General features: G+C 41.8%; 27 protein-coding genes and 1 pseudogene. 26 read left to right on the forward strand and 2 right to left on the reverse strand.

Annotated features, from left to right (window positions below; genetic code table 11):
- Positions 1–25: 25 nt before the first annotated feature.
- The 17 genes from ACSYSK_RS03775 to ACSYSK_RS03855 all read left to right on the forward strand — a co-directional run bounded on the left by ACSYSK_RS03775 (position 26) and on the right by ACSYSK_RS03855 (position 17,483).
- Positions 26–526: a chemotaxis protein CheW gene (locus ACSYSK_RS03775; protein ID WP_491715579.1), complete on the forward strand. Its 501-nt coding sequence runs from the start codon at positions 26–28 to the stop codon at positions 524–526.
- On the forward strand, positions 513–1,010 hold the full coding sequence (locus tag ACSYSK_RS03780) for a chemotaxis protein CheD (RefSeq protein ID WP_491715851.1): 498 nt from the start codon (positions 513–515) through the stop codon (positions 1,008–1,010). Before ACSYSK_RS03775 ends, ACSYSK_RS03780 begins: the two co-directional genes overlap by 14 nt.
- A 15-nt stretch (positions 1,011–1,025) precedes the next feature.
- Positions 1,026–2,120, forward strand: coding sequence for a chemotaxis-specific protein-glutamate methyltransferase CheB (cheB, locus tag ACSYSK_RS03785; protein ID WP_491715580.1), 1,095 nt, complete (start codon positions 1,026–1,028; stop codon positions 2,118–2,120).
- 4 nt (positions 2,121–2,124) lie between these two features.
- Positions 2,125–2,895 carry a CheR family methyltransferase gene (locus ACSYSK_RS03790; protein ID WP_491715581.1) on the forward strand — a complete coding sequence of 257 codons (771 nt, stop codon included), beginning with the start codon at positions 2,125–2,127 and terminating at the stop codon, positions 2,893–2,895.
- A 21-nt stretch (positions 2,896–2,916) separates the two neighbouring features.
- Positions 2,917–4,995 carry a chemotaxis protein CheA gene (locus tag ACSYSK_RS03795; protein ID WP_491715582.1) on the forward strand — a complete coding sequence of 693 codons (2,079 nt, stop codon included), beginning with the start codon at positions 2,917–2,919 and terminating at the stop codon, positions 4,993–4,995.
- Entirely contained in the window at positions 4,995–5,597 is a 603-nt protein-coding gene (locus tag ACSYSK_RS03800; protein WP_491715583.1) for a chemotaxis protein CheC, read from the forward strand. The genes ACSYSK_RS03795 and ACSYSK_RS03800 overlap by 1 nt, the downstream gene beginning before the upstream one ends.
- A 14-nt stretch (positions 5,598–5,611) precedes the next feature.
- Positions 5,612–5,974: a response regulator gene (locus tag ACSYSK_RS03805; RefSeq protein ID WP_491715584.1), complete on the forward strand. Its 363-nt coding sequence runs from the start codon at positions 5,612–5,614 to the stop codon at positions 5,972–5,974.
- Between the two features lie 21 nt (positions 5,975–5,995).
- On the forward strand, positions 5,996–6,403 hold the full coding sequence (locus tag ACSYSK_RS03810; protein ID WP_491715585.1) for a chemotaxis protein CheW: 408 nt from the start codon (positions 5,996–5,998) through the stop codon (positions 6,401–6,403).
- A gap of 27 nt (positions 6,404–6,430) precedes the next feature.
- A complete protein-coding gene (fliM, locus tag ACSYSK_RS03815; RefSeq protein WP_491715586.1) occupies positions 6,431–7,444 on the forward strand; it encodes a flagellar motor switch protein FliM in 1,014 nt (337 codons plus the stop codon).
- Positions 7,441–8,694, forward strand: coding sequence for a flagellar motor switch phosphatase FliY (gene fliY, locus ACSYSK_RS03820; RefSeq protein WP_491715587.1), 1,254 nt, complete (start codon positions 7,441–7,443; stop codon positions 8,692–8,694). Before fliM ends, fliY begins: the two co-directional genes overlap by 4 nt.
- Positions 8,695–8,850: 156 nt before the next feature.
- Complete coding sequence (flgM, locus tag ACSYSK_RS03825) at positions 8,851–9,108, forward strand: flagellar biosynthesis anti-sigma factor FlgM (RefSeq protein WP_491715588.1); 258 nt, start codon at positions 8,851–8,853, stop codon at positions 9,106–9,108.
- Between the two features lie 14 nt (positions 9,109–9,122).
- Positions 9,123–9,482 carry a flagellar motor switch protein gene (locus tag ACSYSK_RS03830; protein ID WP_491715589.1) on the forward strand — a complete coding sequence of 120 codons (360 nt, stop codon included), beginning with the start codon at positions 9,123–9,125 and terminating at the stop codon, positions 9,480–9,482.
- Between the two features lie 11 nt (positions 9,483–9,493).
- On the forward strand, positions 9,494–11,086 hold the full coding sequence (locus ACSYSK_RS03835) for a flagellar hook-associated protein FlgK (protein WP_491715590.1): 1,593 nt from the start codon (positions 9,494–9,496) through the stop codon (positions 11,084–11,086).
- 3 nt (positions 11,087–11,089) lie between these two features.
- Positions 11,090–12,133 (forward strand): flagellar hook-associated protein FlgL, encoded by a 1,044-nt coding sequence (flgL, locus tag ACSYSK_RS03840; protein WP_491715591.1) that lies wholly within the window; start codon positions 11,090–11,092, stop codon positions 12,131–12,133.
- Positions 12,134–12,274: 141 nt separating this feature from the next.
- The gene (locus ACSYSK_RS03845; RefSeq protein ID WP_491715592.1) at positions 12,275–14,353 is read left to right on the forward strand and encodes a methyl-accepting chemotaxis protein; all 2,079 of its coding nucleotides are present in this window, start codon (positions 12,275–12,277) and stop codon (positions 14,351–14,353) included.
- A gap of 51 nt (positions 14,354–14,404) precedes the next feature.
- Positions 14,405–15,340: a methyl-accepting chemotaxis protein gene (locus tag ACSYSK_RS03850; RefSeq protein WP_491715593.1), complete on the forward strand. Its 936-nt coding sequence runs from the start codon at positions 14,405–14,407 to the stop codon at positions 15,338–15,340.
- 76 nt (positions 15,341–15,416) lie between these two features.
- Positions 15,417–17,483: a DNA topoisomerase 3 gene (locus ACSYSK_RS03855; protein ID WP_491715594.1), complete on the forward strand. Its 2,067-nt coding sequence runs from the start codon at positions 15,417–15,419 to the stop codon at positions 17,481–17,483.
- A gap of 299 nt (positions 17,484–17,782) precedes the next feature.
- On the opposite strand, the gene ACSYSK_RS03860 is transcribed toward ACSYSK_RS03855, so the two are convergent.
- Positions 17,783–18,088 (reverse strand): DUF454 family protein, encoded by a 306-nt coding sequence (locus ACSYSK_RS03860; protein ID WP_491715595.1) that lies wholly within the window; start codon positions 18,086–18,088, stop codon positions 17,783–17,785.
- 245 nt (positions 18,089–18,333) lie between these two features.
- On the opposite strand from ACSYSK_RS03860, the gene ACSYSK_RS03865 reads away from it, so the two are divergent.
- From ACSYSK_RS03865 to ACSYSK_RS03890, 6 genes are all read left to right on the forward strand, one after another.
- On the forward strand, positions 18,334–18,759 hold the full coding sequence (locus tag ACSYSK_RS03865) for a MarR family transcriptional regulator (RefSeq protein WP_491715596.1): 426 nt from the start codon (positions 18,334–18,336) through the stop codon (positions 18,757–18,759).
- The gene (locus ACSYSK_RS03870; protein WP_491715852.1) at positions 18,759–19,367 is read left to right on the forward strand and encodes an ECF transporter S component; all 609 of its coding nucleotides are present in this window, start codon (positions 18,759–18,761) and stop codon (positions 19,365–19,367) included. Before ACSYSK_RS03865 ends, ACSYSK_RS03870 begins: the two co-directional genes overlap by 1 nt.
- 17 nt (positions 19,368–19,384) lie before the next feature.
- The gene (locus tag ACSYSK_RS03875) at positions 19,385–20,026 is read left to right on the forward strand and encodes a glycoside hydrolase family 73 protein (RefSeq protein WP_491715597.1); all 642 of its coding nucleotides are present in this window, start codon (positions 19,385–19,387) and stop codon (positions 20,024–20,026) included.
- 70 nt (positions 20,027–20,096) lie between these two features.
- Positions 20,097–20,690: a LysM peptidoglycan-binding domain-containing protein gene (locus ACSYSK_RS03880; protein ID WP_491715598.1), complete on the forward strand. Its 594-nt coding sequence runs from the start codon at positions 20,097–20,099 to the stop codon at positions 20,688–20,690.
- 110 nt (positions 20,691–20,800) lie between these two features.
- Positions 20,801–21,376 (forward strand): xanthine phosphoribosyltransferase, encoded by a 576-nt coding sequence (locus ACSYSK_RS03885; RefSeq protein ID WP_491715599.1) that lies wholly within the window; start codon positions 20,801–20,803, stop codon positions 21,374–21,376.
- 27 nt (positions 21,377–21,403) lie between these two features.
- A complete protein-coding gene (locus ACSYSK_RS03890; protein WP_491715600.1) occupies positions 21,404–22,540 on the forward strand; it encodes an ATP-grasp domain-containing protein in 1,137 nt (378 codons plus the stop codon).
- A 138-nt stretch (positions 22,541–22,678) separates the two neighbouring features.
- On the opposite strand, the gene ACSYSK_RS03895 is transcribed toward ACSYSK_RS03890, so the two are convergent.
- Positions 22,679–23,026 (reverse strand): winged helix-turn-helix transcriptional regulator, encoded by a 348-nt coding sequence (locus ACSYSK_RS03895; RefSeq protein WP_491715601.1) that lies wholly within the window; start codon positions 23,024–23,026, stop codon positions 22,679–22,681.
- Positions 23,027–23,176: 150 nt separating this feature from the next.
- Between ACSYSK_RS03895 and ACSYSK_RS03900 the strand changes: the two genes are divergently transcribed.
- From ACSYSK_RS03900 to ACSYSK_RS03910, 3 genes and pseudogenes are all read left to right on the forward strand, one after another.
- Positions 23,177–24,091, forward strand: a complete 915-nt coding sequence (locus ACSYSK_RS03900; protein ID WP_491715602.1) for an AvrD family protein — start codon at positions 23,177–23,179, stop codon at positions 24,089–24,091.
- 2 nt (positions 24,092–24,093) lie between these two features.
- Positions 24,094–24,864, forward strand: coding sequence for an AAA family ATPase (locus tag ACSYSK_RS03905; RefSeq protein WP_491715603.1), 771 nt, complete (start codon positions 24,094–24,096; stop codon positions 24,862–24,864).
- Positions 24,865–24,935: 71 nt separating this feature from the next.
- A pseudogene (locus tag ACSYSK_RS03910) lies at positions 24,936–25,389 on the forward strand (ABC transporter ATP-binding protein); the annotation flags it as partial.
- Positions 25,390–25,574 lie beyond the last annotated feature (185 nt).

The raw sequence follows: 25,574 nt of genomic DNA on the forward strand, positions 1-25,574 counted from the left end.
ATTGATCAAGGAAAGGACGCATAAAATGGAGCAATATGTTGTTTTCAAAAGTCATCAGCAACTTTTTGCTTTACCAGTAACTGCTGTTAAGCGGGTGATCGAAGCGCAAGAATTCATCACGTTACCTGAGGTTCCCGCCTATATTCTGGGAGTTTATGAATATGAAGAACAGATGTTACCAATTGTTGATTTGTGCAAGAAATTATTTGGTGATTTCTCGGCTAAATCGGCGGACCCGATGGTGATTTTATGTCACTGGAAAGAGCGGACAATCGGTATTTTTGTAGAGGAAATCGTTGGGATCACGGAATTAGAGGAAACCGATTACGAAGAAGACTTGATGAAGTCTAATTTCAAAAAAGGTTACATCAGTAAGTTTTTGAAATCAAAAGATAAAGTCATTATTGAATTAAATATTGAGTACTTATTCAGTAATTCGCAGGAAGATCAATTACTTAATTCAATGGATAATCTCAACACTCAAAAAGAAAGTACGAAGAAGTCGGAAGATGATGAATCAAAATGAAACTCGAGTCGGAATAGCTGATTATAAGATTGCGCAGGCTCCGGGAACGATTATGACTGTAGGCCTAGGTTCATGTGTCGGTACGATAGTTTATGACCAACGAACTAAGTTGGGCGGACTGAGTCATATCATGCTTCCTGATAGCAAACCGTTTCTTAAAACTAAGGGTGCCAATATTAACAAGGCAAAGTATGCTGACACTGCTTTACCTTTAATGGTAGCTGAATTGCGCAAAAAGGCTCCAGGAGCACTTTTTAAGGCTAAAATTTCCGGCGGTGCTAATATGTTTGGCTTTAAGAATGATTTAGCCAATTCTAATATTGGTCAACGTAACGTAGAAGCAGTTAAAAAAACACTAAAAGAGTTGCGTGTTCCCGTGATTGGGGAAAATGTAGGGGGGAGTTCTGGACGTACAATGATTGTTGATTTGGATAATTTCCAGACCCTAATCAAAGTTGTACGTGCAAAAGATATTTATATTTAGTTTGGAAGGGATCTCATGTTTAAGATATTAATTGTTGATGATTCGGCATTTATGAGACGAGTTATTTCTGATATGCTGAAAAAAATGTCCAGTGTAGGAACTGTTAAAACCGCTCATAATGGGCGTGATGCGCTCAAGATTTTGGAGCAGGAAAATGATTTTAACTTGATCTTGATGGATATTGAAATGCCGCTATTAAATGGGATCGAAACCTTGCAGGCAGTTAAAAGGAAATATGATATTCCTGTAGTGATGTTAAGTGCTGTCAGTGATAAAGAAGTTACCATTAAAGCATTGGAGTTAGGTGCGGCTGATTTTGTTGAAAAGCCTGTTAACTTGTTAAATATTGAAGATGCTTGGGTCACAGAACTGCACACCAAAATTAAAAATATATGTACTACGGCACAAGCTCAAAAAGCCAAGTCAATATCAGCGAGCGTACACGCTAGACCACAGCGTAAAAGATATGTTGCTGCTGCTAGGGCAGCGAAAACGGCGACTCGGCCATCCCACCCTGTTAAACAGCAGGCTTTGCGATCTGCGGGAAGGAATAATGGTTCTAAAAAGGCGGTAGTAATTGGTTCATCTACGGGCGGACCTAAGGCTTTACTAGAAGTTTTTCGGGGGTTAACGCGTACCACAATGCCAATCTTTATTGTGCAGCATATGCCGGCCGGTTTTACCCTGTCGTTTTCTCAGAGATTGGATGCTGAAACTGGGGTCAAGGTGGTTGAGGCCCAAGAAGGAATGGCGATTCGTAACCAAGTTTATTTTTGCCCGGGAAATTTTCACATGACGATAGCAAACGGGCGGATCAAGTTGGACCAGCGACCTAAACTGCATGGGACTCGTCCAGCTGTGGATTACTTGTTTTCTTCCGCTGCGGATGTTTATCAAGGACAGTTGGCGGCAATCATTTTAACCGGAATGGGACATGATGGAACTAGCGGTATGCGTAAGATCCATGATGCCGGTGGCTGGACGATTGCTCAAAACGCTGAGACTTGTACCGTGTTTGGGATGCCTCGTTCCGCGATCGAGGCTAAGTGTGTCGATGAAGTTTTAAGTTTAACGGAAATTAGCCAAAAATTGAAGACGATTGTTGGGTGAGAAAATGGCAGAAAATTTTACAGCATTTAATCAGTGGGTAGAAAATCATTATGGGATCCGCTTGCGTGATTATAAAGAAAAACAAATGCAGCGCAGGATCATGAACATTGTCGTTAAATCAGGAGCACATAATTTATCAGAGTACGAACAAATTTTACAAAGTGATCCGGTCAAACGCACGGAATTTATCGAACACCTCACGATTAACGTGACGGAGTTTTACCGGAATAAAGATATTTTTCTTAACTTCGAAAAATACTTACTTAAAAATATTGATTCCGCTCATCCGACTGTTAAAATTTGGAGTGCAGCTTGTTCTACCGGAGCGGAACCATATACTTTGGGGATTATTTTGGAAAAAAACAATCTTCGTGGTGATATAATAGCGACAGACATTGATGATGATATTTTGGCACGGGCCAGGGCTGGTCGATATGCTAAAAAAGAAGTTGCCAATGTAACTGCTGCTGATTTACGTGAATATTTTGACGTTATGGACGATAATTCTTACCGGATCAAAGAAAAAGTTAAGCGTCATGTTCACTTTAAGAAACATGATCTACTCAAGGATAGTTATGATTATGGTTTTAACGCGGTAGTTTGTCGTAATGTGACTATTTATTTTAAACCGGAAGTCCGCGACGAGGTATACCGGAAATTAGGGGTCTCTTTGGTAAAAGGGGGGCTGTTGTTTACCGGTGCGACCGAGACGATTAATTTTCCGGAAAAAATGGGTTTGAAAAAGCTCGACGCGTTTGTTTACCAAAAGATTTAACAAGAAGTAGGGGGCGATTTTATGGCAGACGACAATAGCGCTTATCGTGACATCTTCTTCGAAGAAAGCGAAGATAATCTGCAACAACTGAATGACAATGTTTTGGGATTGGAACAAGATCCGGAAAATATTGACCTTGTCAATGAAATTTTCCGGGCAGCTCATACCTTAAAAGGAATGTCTGCTACGATGGGTTACGACGTAATGACTAAGTTGACTCATAAGATGGAAGATATTTTTGATTTATTTAAGTCGGGAAAACTTAAAGTTAATAGTGACCACATTTCACTGGTGTTCAAATGTTTGGATAAATTGACGGAATTACTGGATGACTTGCGTGATGGTAACGATTTGTCCGACGATCAGATCAAAGAAGAGTGGGACGAGCTAGACAAGGTAGAAAAATCGATTGGAATCAATAATTCTGATGAAGCTAAGGCAGCTAAGCCTGCTGCGGATGATACAACTGCTAGCCCGACAGGAAAGCTAGAGCTCAAATTTACCGCGATCGAAGAACCTGATTTAGCGGTAATTGAACAGGCACACAACGAAAATATGCATGCTGTTAGTGCTGCGGTCAGGATCGATGCTGAGTCGGTGCTCAAGGGACCACGGGCCTTTTTGGTTACCGAAAAACTGGAAGCTGAAGGCGACATTGTTCATACTGAACCGAGTCCAGATAAACTGGAAGAAGGGGAATTTGATACCGACTTTAAGCTGATCGTGGTAACTAAATCGACTCCGGAAGAAATCAAGGATGTGATTGAAAGCAGTAGTGAAATTGCTGAGGTTTTAACCGCAGAATTTGATGAAAAAACGCAGGAGCAAGCTAAAGATGCTCCGGCTCCGGAAGCTAAGACGGAAAAAGATGCGGCAGCTCCTGAAGCAAAACCTGCTGCAAGTGAGAAGAAAGCTAAAAAGGCAGCGCCTAAGAAAAAGAAACGTGCTGCTAGCAAAAATCAGTCGATCAGAGTTGACTTGTCTCGTTTGGACCGTTTCTTAAACGTGGTGTCTGAATTAGTTGTTTACCGTAACCAATTAGAGGATGCTACTAATCGTAAAAGTATCGAAGAAATTCACGATTCGTTGGAGCAAGTCTCGCGGTTAACGTCTGAGCTTCAGGATTTGGTGTTGAAGATCAGAATGCAGCAAGTTAACGTGGTCTTCAGTCGTTTTCCACGAATGGTGCGTGATTTATCCAATCAGTTGAACAAGGAAATGGAACTCCAAATCGAAGGGGAAGACACCGAGTTAGATAAAACGGTTGTCACCGAACTGAGCGAACCGCTGATTCATTTGGTCAGAAATTCAGCTGACCATGGAATTGAAGATCCAGATACCCGGGAAAAATTAGGAAAACCGCGCAAAGGGATCATCAAACTTTCCGCTTACCAAGAAGGTAACAAAGTGATGATCACTTTAAGTGATGACGGCAAGGGATTAGATCCCGAAATCATTGGTGCGACGGCTGAGGAACGGGGAATTGATACCTCGGGAATGAGCGATAAAGAAATTCAAATGTTGGTCTTTAACCCGGGATTTTCAACCGCTAAAAAGATTACCAATATTTCCGGTCGTGGAGTTGGTTTGGATGCGGTCCAGGCCAAGATCAGTGAGTTAGGTGGCTCGATCGAAGTTGATAGTAAGCCGCATGTAGGAACGACGACGATCATTAAATTGCCGCTATCACTATCGATTATTCAAGCATTGATGGTGGAATTAGGCGGAGAAACGTTTGCTATTCCATTAGATGTAGTTGAACGAGTCGAAATGATTCAAGAAGACAATATTCTAATGACTGCTAATCATGAAGTTTATAAGTTGCAGTCCGGATTAACTCCCGTAGTTAGAACAGCACGTCTGTTACAATTACCTGAAGGAAAGCAAAAGAAAAAGTACATGATTTTAGTGAAAGAAGATCATCGTTATCTAGGTATTTTAGTGGATAGGTTTATTGGACAACAAGAAATTGTTATCAAGAAAATTGATTCAATGTTACAAGATATTAAACGCTTCCAGGGAGCTACTATTTTAGGTAACGGGTCGATTGCGTTAATATTAGATGTTAATACCATATGTAAGGATGTTAAGGTAATATAATGGAATATACTAACATACAACTAGATGCGCTCAAAGAGTTGATGAACATTGGCGGCGGCAAAGCGGCAACGACGATTTCTCAAATGGTTGGTAGCACGGTCAAAATGATTGTTCCTGAAGTCTCGATTTTAAGTTATAATGAGTTGTATCAGCAAATGATGTCTGACGACCAAGAAGTTCATGCAGTTTTAAGCCAGATCAGCGGTGAACTCAACGGGGCAATGTTGTTTGTGATCACTGATGATTCGGCTGGGGAAATAGCTAAGCTAATGTTGGGTGCTGATATTAGTTCTGACCAAGAGATTACAGAAGAGCTCAAGGTTTCTGCCGTTAGTGAATTGACTAATATTATTTCCAGCGCGTTTTTAACGTCGATCGGTAGTTTGATCAACAAGCAAATGCGTCCCCAAGCGCCGTTGGCCTCATTTGATTTGTTTGGCGCCATTATCAGTAGTGCTTACATGGAATTTGAGCAATACGGCGATGAAATTATGGTAATTAGGAATGAATTTTCGTATGATAATAATCAGTTAGAAGCTTCACTTTATTTCATTCCAGAAGTTGGTGTAATCGATAGTATTATTAAATCACTCGGAGTCTGAGAGGAGAATGTAACGTGGCAAAAAAAGTGCTAATTGTAGATGACGCTGTATTTATGCGGATGAAGTTAAAAGATATTTTGGAGAAAAATGGTTATGAAGTCGCCGGCGAGGCTGCCAACGGCCAAGAAGCCTTTGATTTATTCCAGTCCGAAAAACCGGATTTAGTAACGATGGATATTACGATGCCAGAGGTCGACGGGATCCAGGCTGTTAAAATGATCAAAGAAGCTGATCCTGATGCCAAAGTCGTGATGTGTAGTGCGATGGGCCAACAAGGAATGGTCATGGATGCGATCCGGGCCGGTGCCGTTGATTTTATTGTTAAACCATTTGATACCGACCGAGTTATTAAGGCCATTGATAAAGCCTTGAAGTAGTAAAAGGGGGAAAAGTCAGTAATGCAGATGATCATGTTTAAGTTAAACCAACAGAATTATTTGATTTCTGCACAAACGGTGGAAGAAGTAGTCGACACTGTTAAAATTACCAAAGTTCCTTTAGCACCTGCGTGGGTGACTGGACTGATCAATTTAAGGGGAACCGTTTTAACGGTGATCAGTTTGGCGGATTTGATCGGGGTGCCTAAAGCAGAAGTCAACCGTAACATTATGATCATGAAAAAAGGTGACGAACGGCGGGGATTACTGATAGAAGAAGTAATCGAAGTTGTTGATGTGGCCGAAAAAGACATTCAACTGTCGGATAAAAATACCGATCCGCATTTTGCTGGGGTGGTTTCTTTTCACGATAAAGTTGCCGATGTGATCGATGTTAACGATACTATTTTTCAACATAACCATAACTAATGATTTGATGTGAGAGGGAGGATCTTTGTGGATCAGGTGCTATCACAAGAGGAAATCGATTCGTTATTAAATTCGATGGACTCCGGTGACATTGATGAAAAAGTAATTGAAGAAGAAACGGATGATACCCCTAAGGTCAAAGACTATGACTTTAGGCGGCCGACTCGTCTTTCTAAAGAATACATCAACACTTTGCACATGATCTTGGATGATTTTTCTAAGATGAGTGGCAATTTGCTGTCTAACTTATTGCGTGCTAATTTTAGCATGCAGTTAGCTTCAATTGAACAGGTTAGTTATGACGAATTTATCCATTCAATCCCCCGCGTCACTTTGATTGGAATGTTTCATGCTGATCCACTGAAGGGATCTCAAATGATTGAGCTTAATCCCCAGTTATGTATGGCTTTGATCGAGTTATTGTGTGGTGGGGTTGACTTTCAGAGTAATAAAAAAACTGCACCATCCTGGGATAAGGGTTCTTTTACCGAAATTGAATTAGCGATTTTACGCGAAGTGATGGATGAATTTTCGCACGTATTGCAATCAGTTTGGAAAGAAGTCGTAGATTTAGACGTCAATTTAGATTCCCTAGAGACTAACCCGCAGTTATTACAAGCATTGTCTCCTAATGAGCCAGTGGTACTAGCAACTTTTACTGTCCAAATTTTTGAATTAAATACATTTATTAACTTATGTATTCCATATGTTTCGTTTGAAAATATTTTGGATAAGTTAAGCTTTAAGAGTTTATTTGATTCCAGTGAACAGGAATTGAGTCCAGAGGAAGCTGACGAATTAAAGAGAGGATTAGATGAGGTTTCTTTGCCGCTTGAGACGATTCTAGGTAGTTCACAGATGAATTTTGCGGACTTTTTGAAACTAGAGCCGGGTGATGTTATCAAATTGGATAAAAAGATAACTGAGCCATTGAATACTTATATCGAGAATCGGCCGTTTTATACCGTCAAGCCAGGACAAAAGAAAGGGCAGATGGCAATAGAATTGATCGATAAGATCGAGGGGGAAGATAAAAAATGAGCGATACCTTAACACAAGAGCAAATCGATGCAATGATGAACGGGGAAGCGGCTGCCCCGAGCGCCGACGATGCTGCTCAAGCTGATGCTCAAACAACAGAGGCTCCGGCTGCAGATACGACTGCTGTAGGTGCAACTACTGAAACAGGAGCTGACTTGCCAGCGGGAATGGATGAACAGACTTTAAGAGATTTGATGGGTGAGGTTGGCAATATTTCCATGTCGCAGTCTGCTACTGCCCTTTCTTCAATCTTGAATCATAAAGTTTCGATTACGACACCGCAAGTTTCTAAAACGACTTTTGCTTCTTTGCTTAAACAGATTAAAACACCTAAGGTAGCGACATCTGTTAAGTTTCGTGAGGGCCTGTCGGGGGCCAACTTAATGTTGTTGGAAGTTAATGATGCTGTCGTAATTGCCGATCTGATGATGGGTGGCGATGGTAACCCTGAAAATAAGGAATTTACTGAAGTTGAGTTGAGTGCCGTGGGGGAAGCGATGAACCAGATGATCGGTTCGGCTTCGACTGCGATGGCAACCATGATCGGCAAAAAAGTCGATATTATGCCACCGGATGTTAAATTATGGGAATCTGCGGACCAGGTCAAAGATAATTCGATGCCCTTAGACGAAGAAATTTATAGTATTTCTTTTTCGTTAAAAGTCGGGGATTTAATTTCCAGTAGTATTACGCAGTTATTTACTTTGGATATGGTTAAAGATATTGCTAATGCAATGATGGCTGATAAGGCAGAAAATATTAGAGCCGCAGAAGAACAGCCGGCACCACAACCTGCTCCTCAGCCGCAGCCGCAACAACAGCCCCAACCTCAACCGCAACAACAGCCCCAACCTCAACCAGTGCAACAGCCTGCTCAACCACAGCCGCAAGCAACAGTTGCTCAGGCTCAACCCCAACCGGCTACGCTCAAAAACGTACAGATTTCGCGGCCAGATTTTCAACAATTAGACGCTGCTCCGAAGGGGAGTGGCGACAATTTGGACTTATTATTAGATATCCCGCTAAACTTGAGCGTGGTATTAGGGCGGACTAATAGAACTGTTCGTGATATTTTAAATCTAACGACGGGGTCGGTTGTAGAATTAGATAAACTGACAGATGATCCGTTGGATATTATGTTAAACGGTAAGCTAATTGCCACCGGAGAGGTTGTTGTGATCAATGAAAACTTTGGGGTGCGGATTACCAGCATAGTTTCCGAAAAGCAGCGGCTTAACCGTCTCAATTAAAAAAATTTTTAGTGTTGATGTTAAGCCATCAGCGCTTTTTATTTCAGCAAAAATAAAAAAGATGGTAATTAATCAGATTATTGGCAAATAAAGTGTTTAACTTTTGGGCTTTTCGCCGATAATATATACAGAAGAGCTAAAAAGGGAGGCATTCATATGAAAATCAGTGGAAGTTATTCGCAAATTGATCCTAAATTGGTCAGCCAACATTATTCAGCTGCCCAACCGCAAAAAGCAGCGGCACAACAGCAAGAAGGTGTGACTTTATCCTCCACGGCACAACAAGTGCAAATGCTCTCTCATGATGACGTGGATGAAGTTAAAGTTAAAGAACTGATCATGAAAATTGCTGCTGGTGCTTACCAAGTTTCACCGGAAAATATTGCGGCACAGATGTGGGAAGAAATGCAATAAAGGATCGTTAATCGATGAATGAAAAAGTTTTACAGAGCAAATTAAAACAATTTATCCGTTTATTGGAACGGGAACGAAAAATTTTAATTAAAGACCAGGGTGCAAAATTGCCCGAAGTGACGAAACAAAAACAAGAGTTCGTCACTTTTGTCAACGAATATGATGGTCCGGTATCAGAAGCCAGTCAAAAACTGATCGCCCAGATCAAAGAAGAGCAAGAAACGAACTTAATGTTGACTAAACAGGCAATTGGCTACCAGAAAACTCTGATGAATGCTATTCAGCAGAGTTTGCGTCGGCCTGATGGGACTTATACTAAGCCGCAGAAGGGGCAAAAAGGAGTCTCAACTGCGATGATCGATCAATCGTTTTAGGGGGAAAGTTTATGTCACTTTTTGGAACGTTGGGGACTGCAACTACTGGTTTAAATGTTAGTCAAACCCAATTACAAGAAACTAGTCATAACATTGCTAACGCTAATACCGATGGTTATTCTCGGCAACGGGTCAATGTTGTGAGCAAGGCGCCACAATATATTCCGGGAACGGGAATTGTTGGGACTGGGGCTGATTCTGATGATATTGTTCGTTTAGTTGATGATTATATTCGCACTCAAGTACGTGATTCGAATTCTAAGTACAATTACCAGACACAGTTGTCTGATGTGTTGGGGCAAGTTGAAGATGCTTTTGGTGAACCGTCGAAGAATTTGCTACAGGCTGCGTTAGTTGGTAATCAAGATAGTACGGATAATAAAACGGGTTATCAGGGTATTTTACAGCAATTGGCGGCTGATCCAAGTAATACTAATAAAACAGCTACGATTGGTGCTGCTCAGACTGTTGTTAGTCTGATTAACAGCACGGCTAATCAGTTGAGCACGGTGCATGATACTACGATTGGTACTTTGGGTGATGTGACGTCGGATTTTAACGAAAAAATGCAAGAACTGTCTGACATTAATGACAAATTAGGGAGAACGACCGATGGGACACCTAATGATTTGTTGGACAAAAGAGATTCACTACTCAAAGACCTTTCCAGTGAAACTAAGATTAACGCGGATTTTGACAATTATGGGCGTGCAACTGTCCGAATTGGTGATAAAAACGGCGAAAAAATCTTAGATCATAAAGACGGGGTGCAACAAAAACTGAGTGTTGTCCAAGACGGTGCCAGTTCAACCATTTATGCTAACGGTGATAAGAGTCATCCAATTACCGCTGCTGGTGGTGGCCCGTTTGAGAGTGGTGAAATTGTTATTTTGCCAGCCGATCAGGATCCAGAAGCTCCTGGCGCAACTTTTACTAAATTGGATATTCCGGCTAGTGATGGTGGTAAAATCGCTGGCCTGCAAGAAGCCTTGAGTCAAATTAACGGGCGCACTACAGATTTCAACAACTTTGTCGAAGGCTTTGCTAGCATGCAAAATATTGCTTACAACGGTGATGATGCAGCTGCGCACGTTAAAGATGGGATTTTCACCTTTACACCGGGAGATGCTAATTTAGCTAAGAATATTAAAGTTAACACCAATTTGGCTAAAAACCCGACGACCATGGAAGTTGGGCACTATGCTGGTTCGACGGGTGAAAGTGACGGTTCTCGAGCACAGGCAATGGCCGGGGCAATGAACGCCAAGGAAAAATACCCACTGACGCCGGGTGCTGGTGGTGCGGTTTACGATCCGACTAAGATGGAATTTGTTAATACCGAGGGTGGTTCTACTAATACGGATTACCTGCACAGTATTATTACTAACAATGGGTTGTCTAAGAGTAATGCTGATCAGGCTACTAGTGCACAGCAAATCGTTTTGAACCAGTTAGAGTTTCGTGATCAGTCTGTTTCTGGGGTCAATTTAAACGAAGAAATGTCCAACGTGATCCAGTACCAGCAGGCTTTTGAAGCTAACTCTAAGATGATCAGTGTGGTTTCGGAATGCTTGGATACTTTGATTAACCGGACGGGGGTTTAATAAATGCGAATTACTAATAAAATGACCAACGCCGACTTTATCAATAACTTACAACTGAGTGCCCAGTCGGTACAACATACAATGGACCAGTTGTCAACGCTCAAGGAAATTAATAAAGTTTCGGATAACCCGGTGTTGGCTTCTAATATTTTGAACTTAAACGTTTCTAAGGCACAAAATGCGAATTACGCGCAGACGATTTCTGATGCTAAATCGTGGTCAACGACACAGGATTCGGTATTAAATCAAGTTTCAACGGTGATGTCTAAGATTCGTGATGACGTTAATGAGGCTTCTAACGGCGGGGTTAACAGTTCTGCTGAATACTATGATTTACGTAAAGAAATTTCGGCTTCAATCTCCTCGATCGTTGATACTTTAAATACTAATTACGGTGGACGTTATATTTTTGCAGGAACTGCTACCGATAAGCCGCCTTTTTCAACCATTACTCATGAAGTGGATGACGAGACGGTGGTCACGGGGATCAAGTATAACGGTAATGATATTGATATGCCGCGGGAAATTTCCGACGGAGTAAATGTCAATTTGATCACGGATGGCTCGCGTTTTATGAATGCCGATGGTTCGAGTAACGGTGGTACCGGGGCAACGGATGGTCCTGCTAAACCGAATAATTTGAATGACTTATTTAGCAGTTTAATTCGGGATTTAGTCAACGCACAAAAGGCGACAGGAGCTCCTGAAAAAGTGGAAGACCCGCTAAGTCCGGGGCACATGGTCGATAACCCGCAATACCAACCGAACTTTGAGTTAGATAAAAAATATTTGGATCAGATCGATAAGTTCAAAGAAAACTTTAGTAATATTCAAGCTAATATTGGTTCAGTAGAAAATCGGTTAGGTAGCGCTAGCCAACGTAACGATACCGAAAAAATTAATTTGGCACAAAACCTTTCCGAAAAACAAGACGTCGATGTGGCAGCCAAATACATGGATTACCAAAACCAGATGTTATCTTACCAATCAACATTAGCGATGGGAACTAAAATTTCACAACTAACAGTGATGGATTATCTTCATTAGTAGTAATGTTAACTAAATAATATTTACTTTTAGCTCCGTGATAATAACTATTGATGAAATTTTATCAATATTTATTACTACGGAGCTTTATTTTGTGTTATTATGGGGCTGTGTTTAAGAATTAGGGGGGAGCTAATTAAGATGAAAAAATACACAAGAAAAACTATCGGCACCTATGTTTTGGCAATCGTTTTCACACTAGCAATCATCCCGATGATCATTGTCGGGGTCTTTTGGGGTAGTCTGATGCGCAATCAGTTGATGCAACGTAACGCACAGCTGCGGCAAACGGCCGTCAATGTGTTTGATGGTCAGTATCAAGGGATGCGGGCAAGTGCTGATAATGATTTGGATCAGCTGGGAAAAACCATTGCTGACCGTAATTTAACGGGTGATGGGCTGAAAAAATTTTTGGCGGTTTCCGGCATGAGTTCTAAGTCCTTGATCGGTGTGACGTACGTTAATGACAAAGGTGAAATGGCGACAGCCGATTTAAAGGGGGGACAGAAAACAGATTTACGAAATCAAGGTTGGTTCCAAAAAGCCAGTGTTAATAAGATTTATCGCTCTAAGCCTTACTATGACCCACGCGCTAAAAGCGATGTTACCGTGATTTCACAGCGCTTTGATAACCCTAATGGTGGTTCTTTTGTGCTATCTGCTAAAATTTCATATGCCTGGGTTAACCAAGAAATTCATGATTTGGAGATGGGCAGAAGTGGTGAAATTGCGTTTATTGACAAAAACGGGCGCGTAGTTGCCGCTAAAAATACCGGCAAGAATAACAATACATATGTTGCTGGTAAAAGTATTGCTGCAACACCCGAATATAAAGCTGTTGCTGCCTCTCCTAAAAATAGTGGGACCGTCAAAATCGGCCGTTCACACCTAGAAGACGTCAGCTTTAATAAGGGAGGTCCGGGTAGTCAAAACTGGATCATGGCCAAGATGAATAAAAATGATCTCAGCTCAGCAACGTTTAGGGGAACTATTGGTATGCTGACTGTCAGCATTTTGGTATTCGTTTTAGCGGTACTCCTTGCGATGTTTGTGACCCGGCTATTGGTCAAGTTACTTAAGATCTTTTCAGATTATTTTGCTGCTGCCGAAAAGGGCAAATTGATCTACTTGCCACGGCACCGGCACGAGGAAAATTTACATGGCTTTACTAACGTGTTGAGTCAGCGCATGGCTGTGGCTGATCCTAATGGTCACGAGTTTAACTTAATTGCGGTCAATTACAATAAGATGATCACTTCGATTGCAGATATGATCGGGCAGGTACAACAAAAGGCGAAAGATGTGGCGGAAAAGTCAGCTTCTTTACTGAGTTTAGCCAAACAAACTACGAAATCTTCCGAAGATATCGCGCAGACCATCGCCCAAATTGCTACGGTTACGAGCTCACAGTCTAAGGATACGTCTAAGACCGTAGACCAAGTGCAGAGTTTTGCCACCGTCTTAGACCAAGTGGTTAAGACGTTAAATGATTTGTCTGCTTCTTCGACCGAAGCTTCCCAGATGGGACAAAAAAATGTTGACGTGATCAATAAGGTTCAAACCAACTGGAACGAAGAAACTGGTCAGATGAAAGAAATGATGGAAAGCGTCAAGAAGATGGATGGCGACGTGCAAAACATCACTAAGATCGTGAATGTAATCAACGAGATTTCACGGCAAACCAATTTGTTAGCACTGAATGCTTCGATTGAAGCGGCTAGTGCGGGTGAAGCCGGTAAAGGCTTTTCTGTGGTCGCTGCCGAAATTCGGAAATTAGCTGAACAAAGCCACAGCTCGACTAAACAAATTGAGGAATTTATTAACCAGATCAGGTCGCAATCTACTGATATGGTAACGCAGACCAATTCTTCGCTGGAAAGTAGTGAAGTCCAAACTGGCCTGATCGAAGATGCTCGTAAAGCGACCCAAGAGGTTTACCAGAAAAACGACACGATTGTCGGAGTTGCGGCTCAGGCTACTAAAGTCGGTGCTAAAGTTGGTGCTACTCAAAAGAGTATTCTGGGTAATTTGGAAAGTATTTCTTCTTCTACCCAAGAAAATGCGGCCGGTACCGAAGAAGCTTCGGCTAATTCACAAGAGGTGCAGGCAACGATGGACGAATTTACCAATCATGTGTCTGATTTACAAGACGATGCAGCGCAACTGGAAAAGATCGTGCAGTCGTTTGAAATCAAAAAGCAAGAGTTATCGGTTAAGTGAGCTTGTTTTTAACACGATAATGGTGCATAATTTGAGAAAGGGGGATTTGTAATGGATTTTGACAAAACACAGGTGAATGAGATTTTTAATTCGATTGCGGCTGGGACGGCATTAATTATTTTTAACACCGAGCGGGAAATTATCTTTGTTTCGCAGCTGTTTGCCCAAACGATGGGCTATCAGCCCGAAGAATTACTGGGAATGCATCATTACGATCTGTGCTTTAGTGAATTTACGCAAAGTCCTGATTATGAGCAGTTTTGGCAGAACTTATTAGCCGGTAAAAGCTATCAGGACCGTATCATCCGTAAAAATAAACAGGGTCAAGAAGTGATTTTGGAAGCTAGTTATTTTCCTATTAAAGACGAACAGGGGCAGATCAAGGCGATTGGTAAGATCTGTTTTAACAAGACCGATGACAATGATACGATGAATCAGAATTTAAACGAAACGATTGCTAAAGTCGTTTCGACTTCTAAAAATTTGCAGCAACTTTCTACCGATGGGGTCGAAAAGTTGGGTAGCTTAAAAGATGTTATGGAAACCGTTTTGCATAGTTCGCAGGAAAATGTTGCTAGTACCCAAACTTTGAAGGCACGAACTAATGAGATCGAAAAAATCACGGATACTGTGCATGATATTGCTTATCAGACTAATATGCTGGCAGTGAACGCGGCGTTGGAGTCGACTCGTGCAGGAGTACAAGGGCAGGGATTTGCCGTTGTTGCTCAGGAAATGCGTAAGTTAGCGGGTCAAGTAGATGAAGCTTCGCGTAGTATTCAGCAGATGATCGGAGCCATCGTTGACGAAGTTGATGGGATTATCAACAGTTCGCAACATACGGGCGAAAGTATCGGTGATGCGCAAAAAGTGTTGACGGACAACCAAAAAGCATTCGATAGTTTGCAAGAACAGTCCGTTACGTTGAAAAAAACGATTTCCGACTTTAGTAAAATCTTTGAATTAGACCGGGCGATGAAAATTTAACGCGGCGGTTACTAAATAATAAAAGGGGTTGGGGCAATTTGTCTCAGCCACTTTTTAGTTACGAGGAGAAATGAAAATGAAACAGTTGATTTTAGCCGAAAAACCTAGTGTTGCTCGTGATCTCAGTCGGGTGTTAGGAGCTACAACAGCTAAAAATGGCTATTATGAAGGACCGCGTTACGTAGTGACGTGGGCTTTGGGCCATTTGGTGGGACTCAAAATGCCCGAAGAAATTGACCGAAAATGGCAGAAATGGCAGCTGGCGACCTTACCTATGTTGCCCCGTGAAATTGGGATCAAACCGCTACCTAAGACGACTAAGCAACTGAAAACGATTGGCCGTTTGACTAATAGAAAAGACGTTAATAGCGTGGTGATCGCTACCGATGCTGGGCGAGAAGGAGAACTGGTCGCGCGTTGGATCTTGCAGTACGTGAAGTGCAATAAAAAAGTGCAACGTTTGTGGATCTCATCGCAAACAAATAAGGCGATCAAGGAAGGATTTGCCCAACTTCAGCCTGCTAAAAATTACGATAACCTGTATTCTTCTGCGCTGGCCCGGGCGACGGCTGATTGGCTGATCGGCTTAAACGTGACTCGTGCACTGACCGTTAAGTACGACGATAATTTGGCGGCTGGCAGGGTACAAACACCAACTTTGGCTCAGGTAGCACAGCAAGAGGAAAAACGGGCCCACTTTATTTTGCAAAATTATTATCAACTAACGGTGACGGTCAACGGACAAACGGGGCGTCTGCAACAAAATTTTGCCCGTAAACAAGAGGCACAAGAGTTGGTGCACCAACTTACCGGAACAACCGGGCGGGTGAGCGCGATCCAGGTTAAAAAGAAGAGCCAGCAAGCACCACTAACTTATGATCTGACCGAGTTGCAGCAAAAAGCCAATCAGTTATACGGTTATTCGGCTAAAAAAACGTTGTCTTTAGTCCAAAGTTTGTACGAAACGCATAAAATCGTTTCTTATCCGCGAACGGATAGTAAATATTTAAGCACGGACTTAAAGCCGACGATGAAAGAACGGTTGCAGGCGATCGTAGGTATCGTGCCGGCAGCTAAGGATTACTTAAAAAATGGCAGTCAGGTGGTCCAGCAAAGGGTGTTTAATAACGCTAAGGTCAGCGATCACCACGCGTTGATCCCGACCGAGCAAAGACCTAATTACGCCAAACTAAGTAACGACGAAAAAAGGATCTACTTGCTGATTGCCCAGCGTTTTAGTGGCTTATTCGCGCCGGCATACCAGACTAAAAAACAACAGGTAACCGTGACTTTTGGCAAGCAGCAATTTATTTTTGAACAAACTGCGGTAATAGAGCAGGGGTGGAAAACAGAGCAAGAGCAACAGACGACGGTGACCGACTGGGTCAAGGACAGCGAAGTGACGGGGAAGTTTCAGCTCAAAGAAAAGCAAACGACGCCACCGCAACCGTTGACCGAAGGCAGTTTGCTCGCCCGTATGGAGAAGTACAATTTGGGCACGCCAGCGACTCGGGCTGAGATCATCGAGAAATTGCTCAAAGCAGAGTTAATGGAACGCAGGGAAAAACATCTTCACGTGACTAAAAAAGGGCAGCAGTTATTACAACTGGTCAATCCCGAGTTAGTTTCGCCCGACCTGACCGCTAAGTGGGAGACCCAGTTAACGAAAATCGCGCAAGGAGACTACGATAGTGAACAATTTATCGCGGAGGTGCGGGAAGATACGCGTAGATTGGTACGTGAAATCAAGAATAGCAAACAAAAATACCACGATTTCGCGCTCACGACTAAGAAGTGTCCCAAGTGTGGGGCAAACTTAAAGCAGCGTAAGACTCATGACGGAGAGTTGTTGATCTGTACCAACGTGCAGTGTGATTACCGGCGGCGGGCCCAAGCGAAAGTGACTAATCACAGGTGCCCGCAGTGTCACCGTAAGATGTTACTGGTCAGTGGTAAAAACGGAGATTATTTCCGCTGCAAGTATGATGGTACGACGACAAAATTAACGGACGCCAAACGAGGTCGGGGAAAGAAAAAGATGAACGCGCGCGAGCAACAACGGTTGTTAAAAAAGGTCAATCAAGATGATGAACCCCAAGAAAGTGCGCTGGCACAGGCGTTAAAAGAGGCACTCAAAAAATAAGCTGTGAGTCAAGCAGGTTAAATCGTGGACTAAGTGGCACTTGAACGGCAAATCCTGAACTTGGATTTGGTGTGAGGTATCCTTAGGGCCTAGATTGCTGGTTTGATGAGCGCAATTAAATAAGCTGTGAGTCAAGCAGGTTAAGTCAAGTCGTGAACTAAGTGGCGCAATTAAGGTTGTAATTTACAAGGGTACTCAAAAAGGTGGGGGCACGATCAGTCTATTGTTTACGGGAAACAAAAAAGGGGACCAGGACAAAATTCTGTTTGTCCCGGTTCCCTTTTTTGGTGACTTTCAAACTATTCTTGTACTAAAAAAACGCTCATGATTTTTAAGTAAAGAGCTTCATACCATTTGATGCTGCGCTGTTCTAACCGCTGCTTTTGGTGAGCCAAGTGTTCGGCTAGGTTGCCAAATAGGCGCCGGTAGATCTTGGTGTTGACCAACCAGCGGTGAAACTTAGGAGAAAACTGTGACAGGCTAAAGATCCCCAGAATAAAAAAGGGAATTTGCGGTACGACTGGCAGTGCCAAGGCAATGACTCCTAAGGTGAAACTGAATAGAGTTGAGATTAGCCATAAAAATTTGATTAGGTGTTTAGTCATCAGATTCCTCCTTTAATTAATTTAGCTTGATTATAGCACTTAATTTTGCCGTTGTACGCGTAATTATCCTAAAAATTTATTAATATTAGGAATAGATTTAATTTTTACTTTACTTTTTAATAGCACTATTTTTAGTGAGTAACCTAACTTGCTTCAAACAGGTAATATGCTACAATATAAAATATTATCAGTATAAATAAAGTTTATCTTGCTACCATAATGGGGGAACAATGGGGGAAATCTCAGTGAGTTCTTTTGGAAAATTAATGCTTGATTTTACACAAATCTTGAATTTACGCAATCGGCGTTACACGCAAAAACAATTTTCTCGGTTGAGCGTTAGCGATATTTATTACTTAGAAGCAATTTATCAGTTAAAAGAACCGACGATCGGTGAGTTGGCGCAGTTATTAGCCAAATCGAAGCCTAATACTAACTATCATCTCAAAAAGTTACTTAAGTTGGGTTTGATTGAAAAACAAAGCGATGTTAGCGACCGCCGGCTGACTCATTTAAGGGTGACGCCCGCTTACTTAGCGACGTTAGACCCGAATACTGACTTTTGGCGGGGACTACAAATCAAGTTAGAAGATGAAGTGACGGCGCGCGACCTGGCGATCTTTAAGCGAGTCTTACGACAGGTAACAGAAATTATTGCCGAATTTAGGTAATCAGTGAGAGGAAGAAAATTTTGAACAACAGTACTTACCGTAAAGTGCTATACGCATTTTTTACTGCGATCATTATCCTGCAGAATTTGGTGCCGTTTTTAGGCTATATTCCAATTGGGCCGTTAGACTTGACGATCATTCACATTACGGTCATCATTGCGGCCGTGACTCTAGGGATTCGTGGTGGTGCGATAGTAGGCGGAATTTGGGGACTGATCACTTTTGTGCGGGCTTTTGTATGGCCTACTAGTCCGTTAGCTGCGATCGTCTTTGTTAACCCGTTGGTTTCGGTGTTACCGCGAATTTTGATTGGGGTAGTAGCAGGGGCGGTATTTCAAGGACTGTACCGAAAATGGCCGCGTCAACAGGTATTTGCGGCTAGTGTGGCCGCTGTTTTAGGTGCATTGACTAATACGATCCTAGTGTTAGGACAGATTTACTTGTTTTATCACGGGCACGCACACGCTTTGTATGCGATTGACACGCAGGCGCTGTTACCTTATTTACTAGGAGTGATCGGAACGAACGGGATCCCTGAGGCGATTTTGGCGGGGATCGTAACGCCGTTGATCGCTAAGCCATTGTTAAACAGAAAAACGCGGCGCTAAGAGGTAAGGTGATTTAAGTGGCAGCTGCTAAAAAAAAGACTCAGCACTCCAAAAAAAGGCCAAGTAAAAAGCGTCATTCTACTAAGCTGCCGTATTATTTGTTGGCAGCTTTAATCGTAGTGGTGTGTTCGTTGCAGCTGTTAAAATGGTGGTCACACTCGCAGCCATTAGCACCGCAAGTTCCTCGTTCGCAAAAAGAGCAAAAAGAAGAGTTTATCAAACGGCTGGCGCCGACCGCCCAGGACCAACAGCATAAGTACCACGTTTTTTCGAGTATTACCTTGGCGCAGGCGGCCTTGGAGTCGGATTGGGGCAAGAGTGAGCTGGCTACCAAATACCATAACTTGTTTGGAATCAAGGATCCTAACGGGCCTAATTTGACGACTAAAGAATACGTCAACGGCCAGTGGATCACAGTGCAGGCACACTTTGCCGCTTACCGCGACGATCAAGAAGCGCTCCAGGCTCATACCCAGCTGTTTGTTAACGGAACGCAGTGGGATGCGCATCATTATCAGGAAGTCTTGAACGCGGCTAATTACCAGGAGGCGGCAAAAGCACTGCAAGCAGCGGGTTATGCCACGGATCCTAATTATGCCGCCAAACTGGTCAGGCTGATCCAGCAGTATCACCTAGAGCGCTACGATAACATTGATTAAAAACCGCTTGACTACTACTAGTAGAATTGTACAATAGAATTAATGAGAATTTAAGGAGAGGGGCAGCTGAATGTTAAGAGTCGATAATAATAGTCAAGTTACGGGAGTCACGCCAGCACAACAAAATAATGTGACTGCTGCGCAAAAAGCGCAATTCGCTAATTTAGTGGCGGCTAAGTCCGCGCCCCAAACGATTACCGTGCAGTACGGAGATACGGTCTCACAATTAGCCGAAAAGTACGGTACGACTACTCAGGCTGTTAGCCAAGCTAATCAGCTGCGTGATCCTAATTTTATCTTAGCGGGCCAGCAATTGACGATCCCGGCGGCTAACGGGAACCAAGCGGGCAGCGTGACGTCCCCACAGGCGCAGGCGGTTAATGCTAGTTTTCAGCCGCAGGCGAGTGGTGCTGCGCAAAAAGTAGAACCGCAGTTATCGGGGAGCGAAGAAAGTGCGCGGGCTTACATCATTCAACATGAATCCGGTGGCGATTATAATGCCCGTAACGGCAAGTATATCGGTAAGTATCAGCTAGATCAAAGTTATTTGCACGGTGATTTTTCGCCGGCTAACCAGGAAAAAGTGGCCGCTCAGTACGTGGCTAACCGTTACGGTAACTGGCAAACTGCCCAGAAACACTGGGTCAAGTATCATTGGTATTGATCATTATTGTTTTAAATCAGTAGAAGTAGTTAAAAAACGCGTAGGGCAATCGGACCGCGCGGTTTTTATTTCTTACGGCAATGACACAATTTGAGCAAGGAGATGGGACCGTGAAACTATTAGAAAAAAGGATCCAAGAAGATGGGGTCGTATTACCAGGAAACGTGTTGAAGGTCAATTCCTTTTTGAATCATCAGATCGACGTCGACTTGATGAATACGATCGGTCAGGAGTTTGCTCATTTTTTCCGGGATGACCAGCCAACTAGGATCTTGACCGTCGAGTCTTCGGGGATCGCGCCCGCGATGATGACCGGACTGGCGCTACATATCCCGGTCGTTTTTGCTCGTAAAAAGCACAGTTCAACGATGGAGATGCCGTTATATCTGGCAGACGTTTATTCTTATACCAAAAAAGTAACTAATACGATCTCTGTCGACCGGCGTTTTTTAACCGCAGATGATACGGTGTTGTTGATCGATGACTTTTTAGCTAACGGACAGGCGGTTTCTGGTATGTTAAAATTGTGTGAGCAGGCCCACGCGCAAGTTTGCGGGGTAGGTATTGTGATCGAAAAGGCCTTTCAAGATGGCGGTAAAAATCTACGCGCTCAGGGAGTCCGGATCGAATCATTAGCTAAGATCGCGTCGTTTACGGCCGGTAAAGTTAATTTTGTAGCCAAGTAAACGACCACAGAAAGTAGTGAATTAATAGTGACAACGGATGTTTTATTGCCGAACAGTACTATTGGGATCATCGGTGATAGTCCCAATGGGATAGAACTAGCACGAGCTGCCAAAAAAATGGGATTTAAGGTGGCCGCGTATAGCAGTCAACCCGCTAGCCCAACGCTTAGTGAAGCCGATTTTACGGTGACTGGTGCCAACAGCGACCAGCAAAAATTACAAGAATTTGCTGAACGGTGCGATGTAGTTACCTATGAATCGGAAAGTGTCAGCGCTCAAGTAGTGCAGTATTTGACCAAATTTACACGGGTTCCTCAGGGAGCTACTACGTTAGAAATGATGCAAGACCGCTTATTGGAGCGGGCTTGTTTTGAACAGTTAAACGTCAATATCGCTCCTTACGCGACGATCGTGAGTTTAGACGATGTGTATGCCGCCGTTTCGTCGATCGGTTTTCCCTGCGTGTTAAAGCCGATTCAAAAGGGATTATGGCGTCACCAGCAGTTAGTTTTACGCAAGCAATCCGATATCGCCAAGTGTGCTGCGTGGTTGGACCGGGGAACGTTTATTTTAGAATCCTGGATCCCGTATCAAAAAGAGATCTCAGTGGTAGTGACTAAGGATGTTACGGGAAAATTGTTTTTTATGCCCGAAGTGGAATGTATCTACGACCAACAACACTTACAGCAGGTATTGACTGCTGCGGATTTACCGGCCGAATTATTACAGGAATTGCGTAATAGTGCGCATAAGATTGCGTCTAGCATAGATTATGTCGGTAGTTTTGAGATTGCCTTTTTTGTGACGGCCGCGCAGACGATCTACGTTAAGCGGATCGTTCCAGCCTTGCATGAGGCGGGGTATTTGTTAGATAGTACTTGTAACGTTTCGATGTACGAGCAACACTTGCGGGCACTTGCGGGAATGCCGTTAACGCCGGCTAGAAGTTTGACGGCGGGGGCGTTGGCGTTTATCACGCGTTCCCAGCGAGAAGCGCTTAAAACGCAGTGGGTCTTGAAAGATAATTGGAGTTACCATTTCTTCCGTTACCCGACGACGATGGCCCAAGAAACTCTGGGTTATGTCGTTACTACGGGAAAAAGCGGCGTGGAGCTAAAGGAACAGTTGGATGCGACAAATATGTGGCAGACAAAAAAAGCGTAATTAAGACTATTTTTGAAAAAATATAAAAGTGAGGCTGAGACAAAATGCTTTTTATCTCAGCCTCACTTTGCGTACTCGTAAATGATAGTCCAATCGTGCTCGAAATCGTTTTTTGTCCCAACTCCATTTTTCATTATGTTAAAGGGAAACGTTGCTGGAAGCGGTATTAGTTCGACAGTATTGGTCACACCAATTTTTCATTTCAAATAAAATCGGTGCTAATTGATTTCCTTTTTCGGTCAAGGTGTATTCTACAGTTGGCGGATTAGTAGCAAAAACGGTGCGGGTAACGATCTGATTATTTTCTAGCATATGTAGTCTAGTGGATAATGCACGCGCAGAAATGCCATTGAGCTGGCGTTTTAAAATTCCAAAGTGATTGTTTCCCCGGTAGATCTCCCAGAGAATCAGTGCTGTCCACTTACCACTGATAATGTCGATCGCTGGTTTGATTGGACAATTATCGACTGTGTATTTTTCCTCCATACAGTTAATTCACTCCCCGTTGGCGTTTTTCACCGTTATTTCTAGTAAACTATTTTATACCTACTATACTTTTTTTCACTTCTTTTCGCTAGATATGATTGCTGGTAAATTAATAAGTGAAATTAAATTTAAGGATAGGTGCTGATAGATGTGAGCTATGATATTGATGAATTGTTGGGAAAATGTACGGAACGATACTTTGGATCGGGCTATAAAAAAATAGATCATTTAATTTATAAGTTTAATAGTAGTAATAATGATTTTACTGGTGTAGCAAAAGTAACTAAAAATAAAATATGGTCCACAAAGGATGGTATGAGTCTTGTTCAACATCTTAGTAGTGTGGATATTTTAGTTATATCGTCGCTTTTTATGGAAAAGGTAATATTAGTTAAATTTCCTGGAATTAACTGTGCTAATCTTGTAGTCTATGCAATTAAAATGAATTTAGGAAATTCTCCGATATTAGATTTAGATAATATTTCAATAAGGATGGTAGGGATAGAAAAAAATGATGATTATTTTTTGGTAAAAGAAATAATAGGGAATATAAAAGTACAATTGAAGGCCTGGTATAAATGTAACACAGGAGAAAATAATATCAGAAAAAATTCAATTGAATTTTGGGAGAATCATTATAAAAATAGTGACAATATAATTAATCATATTACTTTTTCTGATAATAAATTGGAGGCTACAGTTGAAGTTAAGGGAGACGATAAAAGGTTATATAAGGGTATGCAAAGCAATTTTAATAAGAAAATATCAATTTTATCGTTGCTAATTATATTTGCCCAGCTAGCAGAGGTTAGTGCGTATAATTTTGATAAAATTAGCAGAAATAAAACTGACAATCTTTGGGTAAGAAGTTTTTCTGCTGAAGTGGATGTAGATCAATTATATCAATTAAATGATGTATTTGATTTAATTTTAGAAATAACTAAATGTAGTTTGATTGAGATGAATAGTGAACAATGGCGTACTTTTAAAATGATAGGTTTTGATCGTAAAAAAATTATTAGATATAAGGGGAAAATTGCACATAGAATGTTAGGAGTAAGTTAAGAATGAAAATAAATAAGCATATAGTAATATCTGGAACATATTCAACTGGAAAAACAACAACAACATCGTTATCTATAGCAACTGGAATTCCTATGATAAACGCTCTTTCTGCAAGAGAAATATTAACTAATCTATATCCTGGAAGACAATTTCATGATATGAATATTACAGAATTGATGGCATTAGGTTTGGAAAGATTTAAAGAACGTGTAAAAGCAGAAAATTTATTAATTGCTCGACAACAAGATTTTATATCTGATGGTTCTGTTATAAATGAATGGGTTTACGGTATTGTAAGAACAAAGATTGGTATAAATCCAGGTGCGCCAAGGTATCAACAAATAATAAAAGCAGTTTTAGGATTTCCTGCTAAAAATTTTTTGAATAAATATATGGATGCATATGGACAGGTAGTAAATAAATATTCTAAAAATGTTTATACCCATGTAATTCATTTACCGATAGAATTTCCAATGGCTCCTGATGGACATAGACCTGTATCAGAACGTTACAGAAATTTATCAGATTCAGAATTACAGAAGATTTTTTCTGAATATAATATACCATTTTATATTATTAAGGGAAGTCAAGTTGAGAGGGTAAATAGTATTATAAAGATTTTAAAACTACCTCAAGTGATAAGTACACAAGAAGCTGTTGAAATAGCAAAAAACAAAATAAGTAAAAGTAGGGAAGTTGTATCACAAAAGATGTTAGATCAATATCACAAACCAACTTTTAAAGAAAGAATAAAAATTTTATCTCAATTTTAAAGGACAGGAGTAGGCAAATGATCAAACTACAACATATCACCAAAAGTTACGGTCGCGGCAGTTCGCAAACGATGGCACTTAAAGATATTAATTGTCAGATCGAGACTAATAAGTTAACGATTATTTTAGGACCGAGTGGATCGGGGAAAAGTACCCTGCTAAACATTTTAGGGGGGATGGATCGACCCTCCAGTGGAGATGTTATTTATCAGCAACGTTCGTTAGCCAGGGCGACTGATCAAGAATTAACGGATTATCGGCGTCAGGTAGTTGGATTTGTTTTTCAGTTTTACAACCTAGTAAATAATTTAACGGTGGTAGAAAATATCAACTTGGCAGCAAAGTTAAATCGTCAAGAAGATGTTGCTATTAATGAGTTATTAAAACAAGTTAATTTGGAAAAACGGCGGGATAATTTTCCCGAACAATTATCGGGAGGTGAAATGCAGCGAGTTGCGATTGCTCGGGCATTAGCTAAAAAACCAGAATTATTGTTATGCGATGAACCTACTGGTGCGTTAGACTCGCAAACTTCGCACCGTATTTTCGCTATTTTGCAAAATTCGTGTGACACACAGACAGCAGTTGTGATCGTTACTCATGATCCGCAGGTAGCCGTGATCGCCGACAGAGTGATTAGGATTAAAGATGGAATACTCGCAAGTGTGACGGATAATCCCCGCCCATTAACTGTATCCGAGGTGAAGTGG

This window comes from Ligilactobacillus sp. ESL1201 (assembly GCF_058503265.1).

What these genes read in the sequence shown, in the direction of transcription:
- cheB (WP_491715580.1), top strand. Translation starts at nt 1,026, where the DNA reads ATGTTTAAGATATTAATTGTTGATGATTCGGCATTTATGAGACGAGTT.
- ACSYSK_RS03855 (WP_491715594.1), top strand. Translation starts at nt 15,417, where the DNA reads ATGAAACAGTTGATTTTAGCCGAAAAACCTAGTGTTGCTCGTGATCTC.
- flgM (WP_491715588.1), top strand. Translation starts at nt 8,851, where the DNA reads ATGAAAATCAGTGGAAGTTATTCGCAAATTGATCCTAAATTGGTCAGC.
- ACSYSK_RS03795 (WP_491715582.1), top strand. Translation starts at nt 2,917, where the DNA reads ATGGCAGACGACAATAGCGCTTATCGTGACATCTTCTTCGAAGAAAGC.
- ACSYSK_RS03800 (WP_491715583.1), top strand. Translation starts at nt 4,995, where the DNA reads ATGGAATATACTAACATACAACTAGATGCGCTCAAAGAGTTGATGAAC.
- ACSYSK_RS03905 (WP_491715603.1), top strand. Translation starts at nt 24,094, where the DNA reads ATGAAAATAAATAAGCATATAGTAATATCTGGAACATATTCAACTGGA.
- ACSYSK_RS03860 (WP_491715595.1), bottom strand. Translation starts at nt 18,088, where the DNA reads ATGACTAAACACCTAATCAAATTTTTATGGCTAATCTCAACTCTATTC.
- ACSYSK_RS03830 (WP_491715589.1), top strand. Translation starts at nt 9,123, where the DNA reads ATGAATGAAAAAGTTTTACAGAGCAAATTAAAACAATTTATCCGTTTA.
- fliY (WP_491715587.1), top strand. Translation starts at nt 7,441, where the DNA reads ATGAGCGATACCTTAACACAAGAGCAAATCGATGCAATGATGAACGGG.
- ACSYSK_RS03895 (WP_491715601.1), bottom strand. Translation starts at nt 23,026, where the DNA reads ATGGAGGAAAAATACACAGTCGATAATTGTCCAATCAAACCAGCGATC.
- ACSYSK_RS03835 (WP_491715590.1), top strand. Translation starts at nt 9,494, where the DNA reads ATGTCACTTTTTGGAACGTTGGGGACTGCAACTACTGGTTTAAATGTT.
- ACSYSK_RS03790 (WP_491715581.1), top strand. Translation starts at nt 2,125, where the DNA reads ATGGCAGAAAATTTTACAGCATTTAATCAGTGGGTAGAAAATCATTAT.
- ACSYSK_RS03810 (WP_491715585.1), top strand. Translation starts at nt 5,996, where the DNA reads ATGCAGATGATCATGTTTAAGTTAAACCAACAGAATTATTTGATTTCT.
- ACSYSK_RS03845 (WP_491715592.1), top strand. Translation starts at nt 12,275, where the DNA reads ATGAAAAAATACACAAGAAAAACTATCGGCACCTATGTTTTGGCAATC.
- ACSYSK_RS03880 (WP_491715598.1), top strand. Translation starts at nt 20,097, where the DNA reads ATGTTAAGAGTCGATAATAATAGTCAAGTTACGGGAGTCACGCCAGCA.
- ACSYSK_RS03850 (WP_491715593.1), top strand. Translation starts at nt 14,405, where the DNA reads ATGGATTTTGACAAAACACAGGTGAATGAGATTTTTAATTCGATTGCG.
- ACSYSK_RS03775 (WP_491715579.1), top strand. Translation starts at nt 26, where the DNA reads ATGGAGCAATATGTTGTTTTCAAAAGTCATCAGCAACTTTTTGCTTTA.
- flgL (WP_491715591.1), top strand. Translation starts at nt 11,090, where the DNA reads ATGCGAATTACTAATAAAATGACCAACGCCGACTTTATCAATAACTTA.
- ACSYSK_RS03780 (WP_491715851.1), top strand. Translation starts at nt 513, where the DNA reads ATGAATCAAAATGAAACTCGAGTCGGAATAGCTGATTATAAGATTGCG.